The sequence below is a fragment of the Amycolatopsis sp. NPDC049252 genome, assembly GCF_043197175.1.
Taxonomy (GTDB): domain Bacteria; phylum Actinomycetota; class Actinomycetes; order Mycobacteriales; family Pseudonocardiaceae; genus Amycolatopsis.
In genome coordinates, this window is record NZ_JBICSQ010000034.1 from 32,281 (window position 1) to 51,206 (window position 18,926).

Annotated in this window: 18 protein-coding genes; 7 read left to right on the forward strand and 11 right to left on the reverse strand. The window is 70.6% G+C overall.

Annotated elements, in window-relative coordinates; genetic code table 11:
• From ACGFMK_RS28825 to ACGFMK_RS28840, 4 genes are read right to left on the reverse strand one after another with little or no spacing between them, the layout of a single operon-like run.
• Entirely contained in the window at positions 1-630 is a 630-nt protein-coding gene (locus ACGFMK_RS28825; protein WP_323337746.1) for an acyltransferase, read from the reverse strand.
• Positions 617-1,822 carry a glycosyltransferase family 4 protein gene (locus ACGFMK_RS28830; protein ID WP_392769538.1) on the reverse strand — a complete coding sequence of 402 codons (1,206 nt, stop codon included), beginning with the start codon at positions 1,820-1,822 and terminating at the stop codon, positions 617-619. The genes ACGFMK_RS28825 and ACGFMK_RS28830 overlap by 14 nt, the downstream gene beginning before the upstream one ends.
• 32 nt (positions 1,823-1,854) lie before the next feature.
• The gene (locus ACGFMK_RS28835) at positions 1,855-2,784 is read right to left on the reverse strand and encodes an NAD-dependent epimerase/dehydratase family protein (protein ID WP_392769541.1); all 930 of its coding nucleotides are present in this window, start codon (positions 2,782-2,784) and stop codon (positions 1,855-1,857) included.
• Between the two features lie 23 nt (positions 2,785-2,807).
• Complete coding sequence (locus ACGFMK_RS28840) at positions 2,808-3,941, reverse strand: DegT/DnrJ/EryC1/StrS family aminotransferase (RefSeq protein ID WP_392769544.1); 1,134 nt, start codon at positions 3,939-3,941, stop codon at positions 2,808-2,810.
• Between the two features lie 189 nt (positions 3,942-4,130).
• Here ACGFMK_RS28840 and ACGFMK_RS28845 point away from each other — a divergent pair, with 189 nt between their 5' ends.
• Together ACGFMK_RS28845 and lhgO are read left to right on the forward strand one after the other, a co-directional pair.
• Positions 4,131-7,232, forward strand: a complete 3,102-nt coding sequence (locus ACGFMK_RS28845; protein WP_392769547.1) for a BTAD domain-containing putative transcriptional regulator — start codon at positions 4,131-4,133, stop codon at positions 7,230-7,232.
• A gap of 102 nt (positions 7,233-7,334) precedes the next feature.
• Entirely contained in the window at positions 7,335-8,519 is a 1,185-nt protein-coding gene (gene lhgO / locus ACGFMK_RS28850) for an L-2-hydroxyglutarate oxidase (protein ID WP_392769550.1), read from the forward strand.
• Here lhgO and ACGFMK_RS28855 read toward each other — a convergent pair.
• Positions 8,516-9,517 (reverse strand): DUF3558 family protein, encoded by a 1,002-nt coding sequence (locus ACGFMK_RS28855; protein WP_392769553.1) that lies wholly within the window; start codon positions 9,515-9,517, stop codon positions 8,516-8,518. The genes lhgO and ACGFMK_RS28855 overlap by 4 nt on opposite strands.
• Positions 9,518-9,587: 70 nt before the next feature.
• Positions 9,588-10,850 carry a serine--tRNA ligase gene (serS, locus tag ACGFMK_RS28860; protein WP_392769556.1) on the reverse strand — a complete coding sequence of 421 codons (1,263 nt, stop codon included), beginning with the start codon at positions 10,848-10,850 and terminating at the stop codon, positions 9,588-9,590.
• Between the two features lie 120 nt (positions 10,851-10,970).
• On the opposite strand from serS, the gene ACGFMK_RS28865 reads away from it, so the two are divergent.
• Positions 10,971-12,263, forward strand: coding sequence for an aspartate aminotransferase family protein (locus tag ACGFMK_RS28865; protein ID WP_392769559.1), 1,293 nt, complete (start codon positions 10,971-10,973; stop codon positions 12,261-12,263).
• A 194-nt stretch (positions 12,264-12,457) separates the two neighbouring features.
• Positions 12,458-12,811 carry a hypothetical protein gene (locus ACGFMK_RS28870; protein WP_392769562.1) on the forward strand — a complete coding sequence of 118 codons (354 nt, stop codon included), beginning with the start codon at positions 12,458-12,460 and terminating at the stop codon, positions 12,809-12,811.
• 113 nt (positions 12,812-12,924) lie between these two features.
• Here the strand turns inward: ACGFMK_RS28870 and ACGFMK_RS28875 are convergent, their stop codons facing one another.
• The 4 genes from ACGFMK_RS28875 to ACGFMK_RS28890 form a co-directional block, all read right to left on the reverse strand.
• Positions 12,925-13,830: a haloalkane dehalogenase gene (locus ACGFMK_RS28875; RefSeq protein ID WP_392769565.1), complete on the reverse strand. Its 906-nt coding sequence runs from the start codon at positions 13,828-13,830 to the stop codon at positions 12,925-12,927.
• Between the two features lie 70 nt (positions 13,831-13,900).
• On the reverse strand, positions 13,901-14,353 hold the full coding sequence (locus ACGFMK_RS28880) for a DUF350 domain-containing protein (protein ID WP_364561444.1): 453 nt from the start codon (positions 14,351-14,353) through the stop codon (positions 13,901-13,903).
• Positions 14,354-14,397: 44 nt separating this feature from the next.
• Entirely contained in the window at positions 14,398-15,564 is a 1,167-nt protein-coding gene (locus tag ACGFMK_RS28885) for a glutathionylspermidine synthase family protein (RefSeq protein WP_392769568.1), read from the reverse strand.
• Positions 15,565-16,116, reverse strand: a complete 552-nt coding sequence (locus tag ACGFMK_RS28890; RefSeq protein ID WP_392769571.1) for a hypothetical protein — start codon at positions 16,114-16,116, stop codon at positions 15,565-15,567.
• 154 nt (positions 16,117-16,270) lie between these two features.
• On the opposite strand from ACGFMK_RS28890, the gene ACGFMK_RS28895 reads away from it, so the two are divergent.
• From ACGFMK_RS28895 to ACGFMK_RS28905, 3 genes are all read left to right on the forward strand, one after another.
• Entirely contained in the window at positions 16,271-17,311 is a 1,041-nt protein-coding gene (locus ACGFMK_RS28895) for a septum formation family protein (RefSeq protein WP_392769573.1), read from the forward strand.
• A complete protein-coding gene (locus ACGFMK_RS28900; protein WP_125305989.1) occupies positions 17,311-17,661 on the forward strand; it encodes a metallopeptidase family protein in 351 nt (116 codons plus the stop codon). The genes ACGFMK_RS28895 and ACGFMK_RS28900 overlap by 1 nt, the downstream gene beginning before the upstream one ends.
• A gap of 118 nt (positions 17,662-17,779) precedes the next feature.
• On the forward strand, positions 17,780-18,265 hold the full coding sequence (locus ACGFMK_RS28905; RefSeq protein WP_392769578.1) for a hypothetical protein: 486 nt from the start codon (positions 17,780-17,782) through the stop codon (positions 18,263-18,265).
• Here the strand turns inward: ACGFMK_RS28905 and ACGFMK_RS28910 are convergent.
• Positions 18,262-18,903, reverse strand: coding sequence for a DUF4232 domain-containing protein (locus ACGFMK_RS28910; protein ID WP_392769581.1), 642 nt, complete (start codon positions 18,901-18,903; stop codon positions 18,262-18,264). The genes ACGFMK_RS28905 and ACGFMK_RS28910 overlap by 4 nt on opposite strands.
• Between the last annotated feature and the right edge of the window lie 23 nt (positions 18,904-18,926).

The following is an 18,926-nucleotide window of genomic DNA, read 5'->3' on the forward strand; positions in this document are numbered from 1 at the left end:
CTACTGCTCCGAGTAGTCGCCCGATGGGGCTCCCCAGCCCGAAGTGTTCTGCCCGTGTGACTCCGCGATCTCGCGGCGGCGGGTGTTCTCCGCGCGGACCCGGTCCACTTCGGACTGGATGTACTCCTCGTCGTAGCGCTGGAACACGCGGGCCGGGTTGCCGGCCACCAGGGTGCGGGGCGGGACGTCCTTGGCCACCACCGAGTTCGGCTGGACCGTGGCGAAGTCGCCGATCGTCACGCCGGCCATGATGACCACCAGGCCGCCGATGAAGCAGCCCTTGCCGATCTTCACCGGCTTGCGCTCGATCAGGTCGCTGCCCGAGTGGTTCTGCAGCGTCATGTTCGCGAGCCAGCTGGAGTGGGTGAAGATCAGCGTGTTCAGCCCGATGCTCGTGTGCTCGCCGATCTCCAGGCCGCCGCTCGCGTCGAGCGCGGCGCCCTCGCCGACCCAGCAGTGGTCGCCCATCTTGAGGTTCTCGGGGCTGATGATCTTGACGCGCTCGCGCACGCGGCACGTCTCGGGCAGGCCGTAGTACTTCGCCCGCTCGGCGTCGTTCATGTACTGCGAGACGAGCTCGGTCAGGATCTGCGGGCGCAGCCGGTGGCTGCGCTCGTCATCGAAGAACATCGGCTTCCGAGGCTTCCGTCACCAGTTTTTCGAACGTGCGCAGGTGTTCTTCGGCGACGACGTCGAGGCCGAAGTTCGACCGCACCATCTCGCTCTCCCGCTGTGCGATCACCGCGCGCCGCTCCGGGTCGTCGAGCAGGCCGATGACCGTCGAGGCCACGGCTTCCGCGTCGTCCGGGCGGACCAGCAGCACGTTCTCGCCGTTGCGCAGCTCGATGCCCGGGTAGTTGTCCTCGGTGACCGACGCGATCGTCGCCGTCCCCGACAGCATCGCCTCCAGGGACGCCGTGCCGCAGCCGCCGTTGAGGTCGTGGGTCACGATGTCCGCCGCCGCGAAGTACGCCGGGACGTCCTCCTTCGGCACCGCGCCGGTGACGATCAGCGCCTCGGAGACGCCCAGTTCGGCGGCCCGCTTGAGGAACGCGTCGTGGTAGACGCGGCCGACGACGACCACCCGCACCCCGGGGTGCTTGTCCAAAATGGACGGCAGGGCCTCGATCAGCGGGAGCCGGTTGCGCAGCGGGATGACGTGCCCGAGCGAGACGATCAGCGGCGCGTCGCCGATTTCGTGCTCCGCGCGGACGTCCTTCGTCACCGGCTTCGCGAAGTGGCCGGTGTCCACCGCGATCGGGAAGTACTCCGAGTTCGCGTCGCTGGTGCCGTAGCGGTCGACGCAGTAGTCGACACCGAGCTTGTCGAGGATGACGTACCGCGGCCGGATGTAGGCGAGGATCGGCCGCACGAGCACCGCGTCGAGCATCCGGAACACGCCGCCGTACAGCTTGTTGTCGCTGATCAGCAGGGTGTGGATGGTCAGCAGTACCGGGATGTTCCGCCGCCGCGCGTAGATCCCGGCCAGCCACGACAGGTCGAAGAACTGGCCGTGCAGGTGGATCGCGTCCGGCTTGAACTCGTTGAGCAGCTTCCACAGGCGTCGCCAGTTGCCGGGCCGGACCGACGCGAAGCTCATGTCGAAGTCGATCGACAGGCCGACCTGCGGCATCTTCGTCGCCGGGAGGCGCACGACGCGGTAGCCGTCACGCTCCTCTTCGGCCGGGGCGTCGGCGTAGGCGGCCGTGATGGCCAGTACCTCGTGCCCCTCCTCGACGAACTGCGCCGCCAGCGAAGCCGACATGTGCGCGCTCCCGCCCACCCGCGGCGGGAAGAAGTTGTTGACCACCGCGATGCGCATCGCACGTCCTCGGGCAGGGCCCGCGGTGGTGCTCACTCCGAGTCCTTGACCAGCTGCCGCATGCCCTCTTCGACCGTGATCCGCGGCTCCCAGCCGAGCACGTCGCGGGCGCGGGTGATGTCGGCGGCGCGGCGCGTGACCAGCACGTCGCGTTCGTTGAACAGCGGCTCGACGTCGACGCCGACGGCCTCGATGAGGATCTTGGCCAGCGCGGCGATCGAGGTGTCGATGCCGGTGCCGATGTTGATCGGCAGGTTCGCCTGTTCCGACTCCAGCGCCGCCACGACCGCGCGCGCCAGGTCGGCGACGTGCACGAAGTCCATCGACTGGTCGCCGCGGCCGTCGATGATCGGCGGCTGGCCGGCGCGCAGGCGCTGGATGAAGTGGTTGATCACCGAGGTGTAGTAGGCCTCGATCTTCTGGCCGGGGCCGTACACGTTGAAGAAGCGCAGCGCGTTCCAGGACAGGCCCTTGGTGCGCTCGTAGAAGCCGAGCAGGTCCTCGCCGGCCCGCTTCGAGATGCAGTACGGCGTGAGCGGCTTGAGCTCGTCGTCCTCGTGCATCGGCAGCCGCTTCGGCTCGCCGTAGACCGACGCGGTCGAGGCGAACACGAGCCGCTCGACGCCCTCGTCGGCGGCCGCGGCGAAGACGTTGTGGTTGCCGACCATGTTGATGTCGATCGACTCGGCCGGGTCGGCGATCGACTTGTTGATCGAGACCGTGGCGAAGTGGATGACGTGCGTGCAGCCGCGCATGGCCTCGCGCACCGCGCCGCCGTAGCGGACGTCCTGCTCGACGAGCTCGACCTTGCCGGTGGCGACGAACTCGTCGACGCGGGCGCGGTCGCCGCGGGTCATGTTGTCGAAGATGCGGACGGTGTAGCCGCCCTCGATCAGCAGGGGAATGACGTGTGCGGCGATGAACCCACCGGCCCCCGTGAAAAGGACCTTCTTGTCGGACACCAATTTCTCCTCGGTCGGTGGCTTCAGGACAGTGACTGCACGGCGGCGCGCACGACCTCGCCGACGCGCGCCACTTCGGCGTCCGTCAGGTTGGCGTGCATGGGGATGGCGAGCTGACGCGCGAACGCGTCGGCCGACACGGGCAGCGGGGTCTGGGGGCCGTAGATCGGCTGGAGGTGGGAGGCGTAGGTGCCGAAGTTGCACTGGACACCCTGCTCGCGGATGCGCAGGGCCAGCGTGTCGCGGCTGATCGACGGGGCGACCGTGAGCAGGTAGGCCTGCCACGGGTGTTCGCGGTCGGGCAGCTCGACGGGGACGGTCAGGGCTTCGACGTCGTCGAACGCCTCGTGGTAGCGCTTGGCGACCGAGCGGCGGGCGGCGAGCAGGTCCGGCAGGCGGTCGAGCTGGACGCCCATGATCGCGGCCTGCACGTCCGACATGCGGAAGTTGTACCCGAGCTCGTGGAACTCGGGGATCGGCAGGGTGTTGGAGCCTTCGCGGCTGATCGCCGGCTCGATGCCGTAGGTGTGCAGCTTGCGGGCGTGCGCGATGAGGTCTTCGCGGTCCGAGACGAGCGCGCCGCCCTCACCGGCGGTGATGCCCTTGCGGCCGTGGAAGGAGAACGCGGCGAGGTCGGCGAGGCTGCCGGCCGGGCGCGTCTTGTAGGTCGCGCCCGCGGCGCAGGCGGCGTCCTCGAAGAGCCAGAGGCCGTGCTTGTCGGCGATCGCGCGGTACTCGTCGAAGTCGCCCGGCTGGCCCGCGACGTCGACGGCGAGGATGCCGACGGTCCGCGGGGTGATCAGCGCTTCGACGTGGGCCGGGTCGGCGCTGAAGACGTCCGGGCGGATGTCGGCGAACACCGGGGTGGCGCCGGCCTGGACGACCGCGTGGCCCGTCGCCGGGAACGTGTAGTCGCCGACGATGACCTCGTCACCGGGCCGGACGCCCAGCACCTTGAGGCCGAGGAAGAGCGCCGAACCGCAGTTCGCGGTGGCCAGCGCGTGCGCCGTGCCCGTGACCTGCGCGAACCGCTCCTCGAAACGACGGCACGCCGGACCGGCCCCGGCCAGCCAGCCGGACCGGAAGACCTCGGCGACGGCGGCTAGCTCTTCTTCGCCCACGGTCGGTTGACCTAGGGCAATGCTGTCGGTCGGCATACCTCTCCCATTGCGTGGGGACCCGGCGAAGTGTATATACGCCGGATCATTAGGTTGACAGCCCCACGCCGAACCCCACTTTCGAGTGATCCCCACCGGCGGTCGCCGAACGTCTGTGACACCCGGGGCTTCGCCCCGAGCCGGGGGCTTCGCCACCCGGACCCCCGAAACTCGTCCTAGGCTGCAAACATGCGATTCGGGGTGCTGGGGGCCGTCGCCGCATGGCGCCCTGACGGCACGCAGGTGGCGGTGGGCGGCCCGCGGTCGCGAACCCTCCTGGCGCTGCTCGCGCTCGAGGCCGGCCGGTTCGTCCCGGCCGAGCGGCTGATCGACGGGATGTACGGCGAGCACCCGCCGGACGGCGCGGCCAACGCCCTCCAGTCCCAGGTGTCCCGGCTGCGGACGGCTCTGAAGGATCTCGCCCCGGTGGAGTTCACCGCGGCGGGCTACCGCCTGGACGTCGAACCGGACGAAGTGGACGCTCTCGCCTTCGAACGGCTCGTACGCGAAGGCCGTGCGCTGCTGAAGGCGTCGGAACACGCGCAGGCCGCCGACGTGCTGGGTGCGGCGTTGGCACTGTGGCGCGGGGACGCGTTCAGCGACCTGCCGGACGCACCCTTCGCCGGCACGCAGGCCACCCGGCTCGCGGAGCTGCGGGCCGAGGCGGCCGACGACCACGTCGAGGCCCGGCTGGCCCTCGGCCAGGCCGAGGACGTCCTCACCGGGCTGCGCGAGACGGTCGCCGCCCACCCCCTGCGGGAACGGCCGCGCGCGCAGCTCGTCCGCGCGCTGCACGCCGCGGGCCGCTCCGCCGACGCGCTGGCCGCGTTCGAGGACGCCCGCCGCACCCTGGCCGACGAGCTGGGCGCCGACCCCGGCCCGGAGCTCGCCGAGGTCCACCTCGCCGTGCTGCGCGGCGAGCCGGAGAAGCCGGCGATCCCGGCGCTGCCCGCGCAGCTGACCAGCTTCGTCGGCCGGGACGCCGAGCTGCGGCAGGTCTCGGAGCTGCTGGCGCGCGCCCGGCTCGTCACGCTGCTCGGGCCGGGCGGCACCGGCAAGACCCGGCTGGCCATCGAAACGGCCGCGGTCACCGAGGGCCCGGTCGCGTTCGTCGAGCTGGCGCCCCACGGCGACGGCGAGGTCGTCGGCGCGGTGCTCGGCGCGCTGGGCCTGCGGGACACCGCCCTCCGGCAGCGTGAGGCGCAGGACCCGGCCGACCGGCTGATCGCGGCGCTGCGCGACCGCACGACGTTGCTGGTGCTCGACAACTGCGAGCACGTCGTCGACGTCGCGGCCCGGCTGGCCGGGCGGCTGCTCGGCGCGTGCCCCGGGCTGCGGGTGCTGGCCACCAGCCGCGAGCCGCTCGGGATTACCGGCGAGCAGCTGGCGCCGGTGCCACGGCTGGCCGTGCCCCCGCCCGGGACGTCCGCCGCACGGGCCGGCGAGTTCCCCGCCGTCCGGCTGTTCGCGGACCGCGCGGCCGCGAGCGATCCCGCGTTCGCCCTCGACGAGTCGACGATCGGCGACGTCCAGCACATCTGCGCCGCCCTCGACGGCCTGCCGCTGGCCCTGGAGCTGGCCGCGGCCCGCGTCCGGACCCTGCCGGTCGGCGAGATCGCGGCCCGGCTCGACGACCGGTTCCGGCTGCTCGCCCGCGGCAGCCGCACGGCCGAGGAGCGGCACCGGTCGCTGCGCGGTGTCGTCGAATGGAGCTGGGACCTGCTCGACGACGACGAGCGGCGGCTGGCGCGGCGCATGACGGTCTTCCCCGGCGGCGCGACCCTCGCCGCGGCGGCGCAGGTGTGCGGCGCGGACGACGCCCTGCTGCCGGAGCTGGCCGACAAGTCGCTGGTCGAGGCCGTCGGCGGGCGGTTCCGGATGCTGGAGACGATCCGCGTGTTCGGCGCGGAGAAACTCGCCGAAGCGGGCGAGACGGAAACTTTGCACCGCGCGCACGCCGAGTACTTCCTGCGGTTCGCCGAAGAGGCGGACCCGCTGCTGCGGACGGCGGCGCAGCTGGACTGGCTGGCCCGGATCGACGCCGACTACGACAACGTCCTGGCGGCGCTGCGCTGGGCGGCCGACGCGGACGTCGCCATCGCGGTGCGGCTGGTCACGTCGCTGGCGATGTACTGGTGGATGCGCGGGCGCCGGTTCGAGGGCGCGGTGCTGTCGCTGGAGGTCGTGAAGCGCTGCGGGCCGGAGGTCCAGGCGGAGTACCTCGAGGAGTTCCTGCTCTGCCTGCTCACCGCGCTCGCCGGGATGCCGGGTGAGGAGGCGCTGGCGCCGTACGTGCCGCTGGCCCGCCGGTACGCCAGGGACTCGATGTGGTCGCCGCGGCACCCGATGCTGATCATGCTGCTGGCCGTGGTGATCGGGCCGCCCGCCGACGACGCCGAGATGTACGGGCGCGGCGAAGTGATGCTGGCGCACGGCGAGCCGTGGACGTGGGCGATGGTCCCGATGGGCCTCGGCCTGCGCTCGATGATGACCGGCGACCTCGTCCAGGCCGAAGAAGGTCTGCGCGAGGGCGCGCTGCAGTTCGGCGAACTCGGCGAGCGGTGGGGTCTTTCGATGGCGCTGGACCACCTTTCGCAGCTGCTGAGCTGGCGGGGTGAGTACGCCGAGGCGCTGGTGAAGATGGACGAGTCGCTGGCGTTGATGCACCAGCTGGGCGCGACGGACGACGCCGCGGACCTGATCACCCGCCGCGCCTGGACCCGCCTGCTGCAGGGTGACCACGCGGGCGCGCGGGCGGACTACGAGCTCGCGGAGTCGACGGCCCGCCGGTCGGGCATGCCGGAGTCCCGCGCGGCGGCCTACATCGGCCTGGCCACCCTGTCCCGCTTGGACGGTGACCTGCCGACGGCCCGGTCGTGGTGTGAACGGGCGCTGGCGGAGTGCGAGGGCGGCTCGTTCGCGGCGGAGACGGTCCACGCGGCGGCGTTGATCTCACTGGGCTGGCTGGCCCTGGGCGAAGGCCGGGTGTCCGACGCGGCCGGGTTGTACCGCGAGGCGCTGCAGGTCGGCCGCCGGTGGCACGCGGGTGACGTCGTGGCGTTCGCCCTGGAGGGCCTGGCCGGCGCGGCCGTCCACCCGGAGCAGGCGGCGGTGCTGCTGGGCGCGGCGGCGGCGGTGCGCGGGACGGCGATCAGCGGCGACCCGGACGTGTCGGCGGTCCGGGCCCGGGTGCGGGAGTCGTTGGGGGCGGCGGGTTTCGAACAGGCCTATGTGGTGGGACTCGGGATGAGCGCCCAAAAGGCTCTGACGACGGCCGGGCTGGCGGACTGAGCGGCACTCCGAAGCCGCCTGCCGCTACCCCGCTGCCGCTCGGCGCGGTTTCCCGAACCACCTGGTCGGCGGATCGCGGGGACTCGCGTAGCCTGGTCGATCGTGCGCAACGTGGTGGTCGTCGGGGGTGGGATCGTCGGTCTGGCCGTGGCCTGGGAGCTGACCAGGCGCGGGCTGGACGTGACCGTGCTGGAGAAGGAGCCGCGGTGGGCGGCGCACCAGACCGGGCACAACTCGAACGTCGTCCACGCCGGGCTCTACTACAAGCCCGGCTCCTTCAAGGCGCGGATGTCCGTCGCGGGCAACCGGTCCATCGTGGACTTCGCGCGCCAGTACGGCGTGCCGGTGGAGGTGTGCGGGAAGCTCGTCGTCGCCACCGACGAGAAGGAGATCCCCGCGCTCGACACCCTCGCCGAGCGGGCCGAGGCGAACGGTGTGCCCGCCAAGAAGATCTCCCCCGCCGAGGCGCGCGAGTACGAGCCCGAGGTGTCCTGCGTCGCCGCGCTGCGCGTGGAGTCGACCGGGATCATCGACTTCCCCGCCGTCTGCCAGGCGCTCGTGCGGCTGCTCGACGAAGCGGGTGTCGACCTGCGGCTGAACAGCCCGGCGCTGGCCATCCGCGCCGGGAGCAACGGCGGTGTCGAAGTGGCCACGGGCAACGACGTCGTCGTCGCGGACGGGCTCGTCAACTGCGCCGGCCTGCACTCCGACCGGGTCGCGCGGCTGGCCGGGCTGACGCCCTCCGCGAAGATCGTGCCGTTCCGCGGGGAGTACTACGAGCTCAAGCCCGAACGCCGCGGCCTGGTCAAGGGCCTGATCTACCCGGTGCCGGACCCGACGCTGCCGTTCCTCGGCGTGCACCTCACGCGCATGCTCGACGGCAGCGTGCACGCGGGCCCCAACGCCGTGCTCGCGCTGCGCCGCGAGGGTTACCGCTGGGCCGACTTCTCCGCCAAGGACGTCGCCGAGGTCGCCGCGTTCCCCGGCGTCTGGCGGCTCGCGAAGAAGTACGCGTTCCCGACCGGGCTCGACGAGGTCCGCCGCTCGTTCTCGAAGAAGCGGTTCGCCGCGAGCCTCGCCCGGCTCGTCCCGGCCGTCACCGAGGACGACATCGTCCGGCAGGGCTCCGGCGTCCGGGCGCAGGCCATGCGCCGCGACGGCTCGCTCGTCGACGACTTCCTCATCGAGACCGCGCGTGACCAGGTGCACGTCCTGAACGCGCCGTCGCCGGCCGCGACGAGCGCGCTGGAGATCGCGCGCCACATCGCGGACCAGGTCTCGGCCTAGCCCGGCAGGTTCGCCGTCACCAGCGGCAGGCCCTTCTTCACGAGGTCGCACGTCTTGGCGTCGTCCCCGACGAACCCGCTGACCACCTCGACCGACGACGTGTCGGTGATGGCCAGGGTCGCGCCGCAGGTCGCGCGGAGGCCGCCCATGTTCGGGAAGATGCCCCACTTCTTGCCGCCGACGTCGACGGTCTCGGTCGCCGGGACGCCCTTGGCGCCGGGCCACTCGGTGACCGGGGTGCTCGGGCCGAGCCAGACTTCGAACGCCTTCTGCCCTCCGTCGCCGTCGGTGTCGTCCCACAGGCAGAACGTCGCGTTCGGCACCGTGGTGGAGTTGTCCTTCTTCCCGTCGGGCTGGATGTCGGGCAGCTGCGCCACCTGATCCGGCTTCAGCATCGTGCACGGGTCGACCGACAGCAGCGGCCCGCCCGGCTCGGTCTTCGCGGGCACCGTCGGGGTGATCGACGGCGCGTCCTGCCCGCCGGGCAGGTGCGCCGCGACCTGCGGGACCACCGCCTTGGCCAGCTCGCACGCCTTGTCCAGCGGCGGCTCCGAGACGCTCACGTACGCGAAGGACTTGTCACCGATGAGCGCGTACAGCACGCAGTCGTTCCCGATGATCGACGGGTACTGCGTCCAGGTGAACCCGGCGATCGGCTGCGGCCCGGACTTCGGCACGGCGCCGGCGATGTACTCGTTGAAGTCGATGTCCGTGGTGTAGCCGACGTTGAGGACGGCCGACGGGTCGACGTCTTCCTTCGTGTTCCACAGGCACATCGGCGTCTGGAGCCGGTCCTTGTCCTCCTTGACCGAGCGGCCCGTGGTCTCGTAGCCGAGTGCGTCGAGCTGGGACTCGTCGAGCAGCGTGCAGGCGTCGATGTCCTTGACGATCGCCCCCTGGCCCGGCACCGGCGACGCCGATCCGCCGACCGCCACCGTGCAGCCCGACGCCACGGTCAGGGCCGCCAGGGCCATCACGACCTGCCACTTCACGCGCATACGCTGAGTCCTCTCCCGTTCGCCCGGACCTTACTGGGACGAACGGGAGAGCACCGGGGATCCGCCCGATTCAGCGCGGCGTGAGGACTTCCTTGCCGCCGACGAACGGGCGCAGCGCCGCCGGGACGCGCACGGAGCCGTCCTCCTGCTGGTGGTTCTCGACGATCGCGACGATCCACCGCGTGGTGGCGAGGGTGCCGTTGAGTGTCGCGGCGATCTGCGGCTTGCCGTTCTCGCCGCGGTAGCGCACCGAGAGGCGGCGGGCCTGGAACGTCGTGCAGTTCGACGTCGAGGTCAGCTCGCGGTAGGCCTCCTGGCTCGGGACCCAGGCCTCGCAGTCGAACTTGCGGTGCGCGGACGTGCCGAGGTCGCCGGTCGCGGTGTCGATGACCCGGTAGGGCACCTCGATCTTCGCGAGCATCTGCTCTTCCCAGCCGAGCAGCCGCTCGTGCTCGGCCTCGGCGTCCTCCGGCTTGGTGTAGACGAACATCTCGACCTTGTCGAACTGGTGCACGCGGATGATGCCGCGGGTGTCCTTGCCGTACGAGCCGGCCTCGCGGCGGTAGCAGGACGACCAGCCCGCGTAGCGCTTCGCGTCGTCGTTCAGGTCGAGGATCTCGTCGGCGTGGAAGCCGGCGAGCGGCACCTCCGACGTGCCGACGAGGTACAGGTCGTCGTCCTCGAGGTGGTAGATCTCGCTCGAGTGCTGGCCGAGGAAGCCGGTGCCGGCCATGATCTCGGGACGCACCAGCGACGGCGTGATCATCGGCGTGAAGCCGTTTTCGAGCGCCTGCGCGATGGCCATGTTGAGCAGGCCGAGCTGCAGCTGCGCGCCGACGCCGGTGAGGAAGTAGAACCGCGAGCCGGACACCTTCGCGCCGCGTTCCATGTCGACGCCGCCGAGGGCTTCGAGCAGCTCGAGGTGGTCGCGCGGGGTGAAGTCGAACTTGGTGGGCTCACCGACGTGCTTGACGACGGCGAAGTCGTCCTCGCCGCCGACCGGCGCGTCCGGGTGGACCAGGTTCGGCAGGGTGCGGTAGAGCTGGTCGAATTCCTCCGACGCCGTGTTCTGCTCGGCTTCCGCGGCCTTGACCTGGGCGGCGAGCTCCTTGGCCGTGGCCAGCAGCTGCTGCTTCTCCTCCGGCGGGGCCTTCGGGATCTGCTTGCCCAGGAGCTTCTGCTCGTTGCGCAGCTTGTCCGCGGCCGCGATCGAGGAGCGGCGCCGGGAGTCGAGGGAGAGCAGCTTGTCGACCACTCCTTCGTCCTCGCCACGGGCGCGCTGCGACGCGCGCACGGCTTCCGGGTCATCGCGCAGAGTCCTGGGGTCAATCACGAAGACAGAGGGTAGTCCGTACAGACTGTGCGTCCCTACTGGGTTATCCCGACAGTCTGATCGTTGAAGCGCTCTTCGCGGCCTCCTCATACTTCTGGGAGACCCCGAGGAGGCGCCCCGATGACCGACGAGCTGCTCGCCCGCCACCGCGCTGTGATGCCGTCCTGGATGTCGCTGCTCTACGAGGAGCCGATCGAGATCGTGCACGCGCACGACCGGCGGATGACCGACTCGAAGGGCCGCACCTACCTCGACTTCTTCGCCGGCGTGCTGACGAATTCGATGGGCTACGACGTCGCGGAGATCGGCGACGCGGTCCGCAAGCAGCTCGACACCGGCATCCTGCACACCTCGACGCTGTACCTGATCCGCTCGCAGGTCGAGCTGGCCGAGCGGATCGCGAAGCTGTCGGGTATCCCGGACGCCAAGGTGTTCTTCACCAACTCCGGCAGCGAGGCCAACGACACGGCGCTGATGCTCGCGACGCAGTTCCGGCGCAGCAACCAGGTGCTGGCGATGCGGAACTCCTACCACGGCCGGTCGTTCGGGACGGTCGCGATCACCGGCAACCGCGGCTGGTCGGCGTCGGCGCTCAGCCCGGTCAAGGTCAACTACGTCCACGGCGGTTACCGGTACCGCAGCCCGTTCCGCGACCTGTCGGACGCCGACTACATCAAGGCCTGCGTCGCCGACCTGGTCGACGTCCTGGACACGGCGACCGCGGGCGACGTCGCCTGCCTGATCGCCGAGCCGATCCAGGGTGTCGGCGGCTTCAGCCTCCCGCCGGACGGCCTGTTCCGGGCGATGAAGGAGGTGCTCGATTCCTATGGGGTGCTGTTCGTCTCCGACGAGGTCCAGACGGGCTGGGGCCGCACGGGCGAGCACTTCTGGGGCATCGACGCCCACGGCGTGACGCCGGACATGATGACGTTCGCGAAGGGCCTCGGCAACGGCCTCGCGGTGGGCGGCGTGGTCGCCCGCGGCGACGTGCTCGACTGCTTCCAGGCCCAGTCGTTCTCGACGTTCGGCGGCAACCCGGTCTCGATGGCCGGCGCGACGGCGGTGCTCGACTACATCAAGGACCACGACCTCCAGGCGAACTGCGCGGCCCGGGGCCGCCAGCTGCTCTCCGGGTTGCGCGCGGCTTCGTCGCCTCTGGTGGCGGAGGTCCGCGGCAAGGGCCTGATGATCGGCATCGAGCTGATCAAGCCGGGCACTACCTCGCCTTTTGTCGCAGCGGCGGCCCGGATGCTGGAGGAGACGAAGAAGCGCGGCTTGCTGATCGGCAAGGGCGGCCTGCACGGCAACGTGCTGCGACTAGGCCCACCGATGACCCTGACGGCCGATGAGGCTCAGGAAGGCTTGGACATCCTGGTCGATTCGCTGGCCGCCACCCACGCGGCGCTCGCCTGAGCTGAGCAGCCCCCGATTCAAGCCTGGCGAGCGCCCCCGACAACCTGGGGGCATGAAGGCCGTGAAGGCCTCCTTACCGGCCATAAGAGCCGGTAAGGAGGCCTTCACGGCGTTTGGCGAGCGGAACTGTCGGCCGTGCTCGATTGACTACATTTCTGAGCGACGCTGAACGGCGGACGCATCGGAGAGTGGAGTTGGGCATCTTCACCAGGAAACCTGCGTGGACCTCACGCAGCTATGACCGCCAACCCGGCGAAGAGTTCCGGGACATGGTCGACCTACCCGGCTGGGAACACCAAAGCATCTGGGGCTGCGAGGTCGGCGCCTTCTACGCTCAGCTTTGGCGCAACGACAACCGCGGCGACACCCCAGACTTGTGGCTCAGCGGTGTGCGCACCGCTTACAGCCGGCCGTCCTGTCTGGTCGTCGAGATCGTCGAGATCGTCGAAAAGAAGGCCTCACTAAGACAACCCCGGTCAACCAGCTCGACTGGCCGCGCCCACGCCGCCCCACCATCGAGCGGATCGTCGCCGAGCACCACCTCGTGACCGGCTGCCTGCACCTGCCAGGAGGCGACCGAGATTTCCTCGCCGGCATCGACGCCGCTCTCTGGTGGCAGCTGCGCCACAGCGACGACGTCTGGTTCGCCTGACAGACAAACTCAGCCCCGGACGAAGCGCACCACGTGCTCGGCCAGCTGCTCACCAGCGTCTTCCTGCAGAAAGTGACCCGCGCCCGCGATCACCGGGTGCGTCAAGCCCTGCGCGCCGCGAAGAGACCGCTGCAGCACCGGGGCCATGCCGCCCGTGATCGGGTCGCCGTCGGAGAAGGCCACCAGGAACGGGATGTCCAGCTCCGCGAGGGTCTTCCAGGCCGCGCGGTTGGCCGCCGACGCCGGGTTGTCCGGCTGGTAGGGCACCAGGCCGGGCATCGCCCGCGGGGCGGCCTTGTACATCTCGTTCGGGAACGGTGCGTCGTAGGCCGCGCGCACCTCGGGCGAAAGCTCGGTCTTGCAGCCCGACTGGACGAACCGGGCGACGTCCAGCACCGGGGCCTTTTCGACGGCCTCGCGGAACGCGTGCCACACCGCCGGCATGTCGTGGTCGCCGGTCGGCAGGCCCGTGTTGGACGCCACCACGCGCGCGAACCGGTCGGGGTGCTCCGCGACCAGGCGCAGGCCGATCAGGCCGCCCCAGTCCTGGCCGACGAACGTGACGTCCCGCAGGTCCAGGGCGTCGAACGCGAACCCGCGCATCCACTCGACGTGGCGGGCGTAGGTGTGGTCGACCATGTCGCCGGGCTTGTCGGACCGGCCGAAACCGACCAGGTCGGGGGCGATGGCGCGCAGGCCGGCCGCGGCGAGCACCGGCAGCATCTTGCGGTACAGGTACGACCAGCTGGGCTCGCCGTGCAGGAGCAGCACGGGCGGGCCGTCCGCGGGGCCGGCCTCGACGTAACCCACTCTTATGACGCCGCCGTGCGGGTCGTCGAGCTCGACGTACCGCGGCTCGAAGGGGAAGTCGGGCAGGTCCGTGAACCGGTCGTCCGGTGTCCTCAGCAGGCGCACGAACCCCACGCTAGTGGGAACAAGAGAGCCGGGCCACGCACGTGGCCCGGCTCACCTGGATGCCAGAGGGTCAGGAAATGCCGACCGCCACGACGAGGCCGAGGCCGATGTGCGCGGCCGCGACGACGATGCTGACCGGGGCGAACTTCTCGCTCTCGATGGTCGATGCGACGTCGATGCGGGTCGCCCACTCCAGCAGCCGGACGGCGACCACCTGGACGATGATCCCGAGCAGGCCGTAGACCAGCGAGGTGATCAGGCCCTCGGTGAGGTCGCTCGCCGAGTTGAAGATCGCCACGACGACGATGAACGACATCGCGAGCAGGCCGGACGCGGTCACGATCACCGCGTTCGGCAGGCCCGCGTGCACCAGCTTCGACAGCTTGCCGGGCGTGGTCCAGTCGATGGCGTAGAAGCCGGCGAACATCAGCAGCAGGCCGATGACGCCGTAGAGCAGGATCGCGCCGATCCCCCGCACGAGGTCGGAGCCGAACGTGTCGGACAGCGCAAGGGTCGTGTTCACGAGTTCTCTCCCAGGAAAAAGAGCTGATCAGCAGCGGTGTTGTATCACGACTCGGGGATGCGGTGTGGGACGAATGCCGCACCGTCGTCGGTCACCAGGCCGCCGGTCTCCCGGATGCCCAGCCCCGCGGAGCTGTCGCCGACGATCCACGCGCCGAGCGCCGGCCGGTAGCCGTCGAACTCGGGCAGCGGGTCGAACGCCTGGTAGACGAACCCTTCGGCGCCGTAGACGCCGTCGGTCTGGGTCTCGTAGCCGGTGGCAACGATCTGGACGTTCGCCCCCTCGCGGCCCAGCTTCGGCTTGCGGACGTACTCGGTGAGGATGCCGGGGTCGTCGGCGAACGCGGGCAGCAGGTTCGGGTGGCCCGGGTAGTTCTCCCACAGGACCGCCAGCAGCGTCTTGTTGGAGAGGATCATCTTCCAGAGCGGCTCGATCCACAGCGTCCGCGGCAGCGACTCGACGGCGTTGCGGCCGAACTCCTCGTCGACCACCCACTCCCACGGGTACAGCTTCAGCACGGTCGCCATCTGCTGTTCTTCGAGGTCGACGAACCGCTTGAGCACCGGGTCCCAGCCGATCTCCTCGATCGCCAGGCCCACGGTGTCGAGGCCGGCCTCGGCCGCCGTCTCCTGCAGGTACGCCGTGGTGACGTTGTCCTCGCCGGAGGGGTCGGCCGCCGACCAGGTGAAGTGCAGCTCGTTCGACGGCAGCTTGTCCTGCAGGAACGCCCACCGCTCGACGAGCTTCTCGTGGATCGAGTTCCACTGGTCGTCGTCCGGGAAGACGTCGGTCTTCCAGTGCCACTGCAGCAGCGACGCCTCGAGCAGCGTCGTCGGCGTGTCCGCGTTGTACTCGAGCAGCTTCGCCGGCGACTTGCCGTCGTAGCGCAGGTCGAACCGGCCGTAGACGTGCGGGTCCTGCCGCTTCCACGACTCCGCGATGTGCGGCCAGACCCACTCCGGGATGCCGAAGCGCCGGTAGCCCTCGGTCGTCACGACGTTGTCGACGGCCTCCAGGCACATCGAGTGCAGCAGTTCGACGTCGGCTTCGAGCGAGAGGACCTCGTCCATGTCGAAGACGTAGTGCACGGACTCGTCCCAGTACGGCCGCACCCGGCCGCTGCTGTCACGGGCCGGCGTGCCGTAGACGAGCCCCTGCTCCTCGACGATCCGCTGCCAGTCGCGCCGCGGCTCACGCCGGTCCCGGTACACCTACGATCCCCCGCTCTTGCCGCTGCCGCCGGTCCCGCCGGTGCTGCCGCTCTTGCCGCTGATGCCGAAGCCGCCGCGCTGGACGGACTTGCCCGACTTGGTGTTGACGCTGGTCCGCGACGACGGCGCGTCGTACGAGCCGCCCGACACGCGCTGGCCGATGGTGCCGGTGCCGCCGTAGTTGTACCGGTAGCTGTTGTAGCCGCCACCGCCGATCGGCAGGAACAGGAAGCCACCGCTGGAGTACCCGCCGTGACTGGTCACGTAGGTCTCGTCGCAGTTGTCGTCGCCCTGGACGATGCCGTTCGAGTCGGTGCAGACGGCGGTGACCTCACCGGCCGGCTTCGCGACCGCGTAGAACGTCGCGACCAGGCCGACGAGCCCGACCGTGACGCCACTGCCGATGAGGATCTTGCGCCGGGTGGCCGCCTTGGCGTCCGACTGACGGGCGAGTTCCTCGTCGCGCTCTTCCTGGACGAGCGCCTGCTGACGGGCTCGCTGTTCGGCCAGCGAAGGTTCGCGGGGCTGCGTGTTCGAGTCCTGGAACCTCATGGAACCGCGCTTCGGCGGCTCAGGGGGCGGCTGGTCCCCAGTGTTGTTGTCCTGCGTCATATACGCTCCGTAATCACCGGCCACCACGAAACCGTGACCACCCTAACCACCCGGATCGCGCACGTCTCGCGCGACGCGGGCATCATGGACTGCGATGTCTTCCAGCGCCGATCGGTTCCCCTCCGCCTCGCAGACGCTGCGCACCCGCGTCGTGATGGGCGGGATCTTCGCGGGCGCGCTCATCGCGCTCGCCCTCAGTGTCGTCTTCTCGTGGGGCGGCGGCATCACAGGCGGCGTCGGCGGAGGTGCCGGCAAGCTGTCGGCGGCCGCCGAAGAAGCCTTCCACTCACCCCCCGGCAGCTGCCTGACCTGGGACAACCCGGACGCGAGCGACGCGCGCAAGGTCGCCTGCACCGAGCCGCACCTGTTCGAGGTGACCACGCTCGTCGACATCGGCGCCCAGTTCCCGGAGGGCGCGCCGACGCCGACGCTGGAGCAGTGGCAGCAGATCGCCCAGCAGAAGTGCACCGCCGACGTGAAGCCGTACCTCGGGCACAACCTCGATCCGTACGGAAAACTCACGACGAACCTCCTGCGCCCGACGGCCTCGCAGTGGGCCGACGGCGACCGCCAGCTGCGCTGTGGCCTGCAGTGGGCGGGCCCCGCCGGCAAGCTGCTGCCGACGAAGGGGCCGGCGAAGGAGCAGGACCAGTCGCTGGCCTTCGAACCCGGCACCTGCCTGGCGCTGCAGGGCAAGAGCGTCGGTGACCCGGTCGACTGCACCAAGCCGCACTCCTACGAGATCGTCGCGACCCTCGACCTCAAGTCGAAGTTCAAGGACGCCTACCCCTCGCAGGACGACCAGAAGAGCTGGCTCGACACCGAGTGCACCAAATCGGCATCGGACTACACCGGCGGCGCCGACCTCGACGCCAAGCACCTGATCCTCAGCTGGGACCTGCGTGAGCAGGAGAGCTGGGACGCGGGCTCGACCAAGGTCAACTGCAAGGTGGCGGCGCTGCTGCCGGACAAGAGCGGCCTCCAGGCCGTGACCGGCAGCATCAAGGCCGCGCCGGCCGGCGCCGACGGCGGCCAGCCGGGTGACGGCCCGCCCGCCGACGGACCGCCGTCGGACGGTGGCGGCGGCCCGACGAAGTCGAGCTCCGCGCCGCCGACCTCGAAGCAGAACGGCTGATGCCCGTCGAGATGAGCCGGGAGCGGTTCGAAGAACTGGTCTCGGAGGCCCTGGACGAGGTGCCGCCGGAGTTCGCGAAGGCGATGGACAACGTCGTCGTGCTGGTCGAGGAGTTCAACGACGAGGCGCCGGACATCCTCGGGCTCTACCACGGGATCGCGCTGACCGAGCGGACGTCGTCGTACGGCGGGGTGCTGCCCGACCGGATCTCGATCTACCGGCAGCCGATCCTCTCGATGTGCGAGGACGAGGACGAGGTCGTCGAGGAGGTCCTCATCACCGTCGTGCACGAGCTGGGCCACCACTTCGGCATCGACGACGCCCGCCTCCACGAGCTCGGCTGGGGCTGAGTTTTCGGCCGCGCCGCGTCTCGCTCGATGACGAATCGGACTCAGCCGGGGCACGGAAGCACCAGGATCCGCGAATGTGAGCTGAAATACCTCATCACCCAGGTGGTGGGAGGCGGATATGCGCACCATGGACACCGGCACCGACGCCGGGCCCGACTACGAGGAGCCGGCGGCCGAATCCGGCGACTCCGGCGAGGCCGCGGCGCCCGTGCCGCAGTCGCGCCGCATGCTGGTGCTCTGCGCCGTGGCCGGCTTCGTGCTCGGCGGCGGCGTGCTCGGCCTGCTCTGGAGCCTGTCCGGGGTGCACGCCGGCGCCCTCGACGACGCCCTCGCGGCGTGCCAGGCGCTCGACCGCGTGGGCGAGCTGCCCGACACGAGCCGGGACGCACAGCCGTCGCTGACCCCCGGCCTCACGCCGGAGCGGCTCCACCGGATGACCGCCGCGCGCGAGCTCTCCGCGGCGGCGGCCCAGGTGAACGCCACCTACCAGCCGCTGGCCGACCACATCGACGGTGTCAGCCGGATGGTGCTCAGCCTGCACTTCAACGACATCTCCGGGCAGCGCCACCTGGTGCAGGCGCAGGAGATCTGCGGCCGCCTCTAGGCGGGGTGCACCGTCTTCACCGCGAGCTGGTTGCCCGGGATCTTGGTGCTCGCGCACCCCGTGCCCGGGGAGGGCACGAAGTTCGACGCCGTCTCCTGCGGCAGGTAGATCCGCAGGCCCTTGACCTCGGTGGGCTGGCAGGTCGCGGAGTCGAAGTTCCGCACGTTGACGAACTGGATGTCGGCGACCGCGGACTGGCCCGGGTTCAGCTTGACGGCGTTGCCCTTGGTGCCCTCGCGGAAGGCGTCCTTGCCGACCTGGTGGCCGTCGGTGCCGCCGACGTAGGAGACGCCGGGGAAGCCCTGGATCTCGCACGGCTTGCCGCTGGAGTTCGTGATGACCAGCGAGCGGTACAGCGAGCCGGCGCCGGCGTCACCCTGGCCGAGCGCGAGCTTGACGTCCCCGGACTTGCAGAGCCCGTTGTCCGCGGGCGCGGCGACCGGCGAGCTGCTCGGCGCCGGCGTGCTGGAGCCGGTGGTCGCGGTGGGGGCCGTGGACGAGGCCGGGGACTCGGACGGCGACGGCGTGGACGTGCTCGCCGCCGGGGTGGTCCCGCCACCGCCGCAGGCGCTGAGCGCGAGAACGCCCGCCGAAGCCGCGACGACCGGCAGCAAGCGTGAAAGCTTCGTCCGAACCATTTCAATCGCCTCCCTGGTGTGGT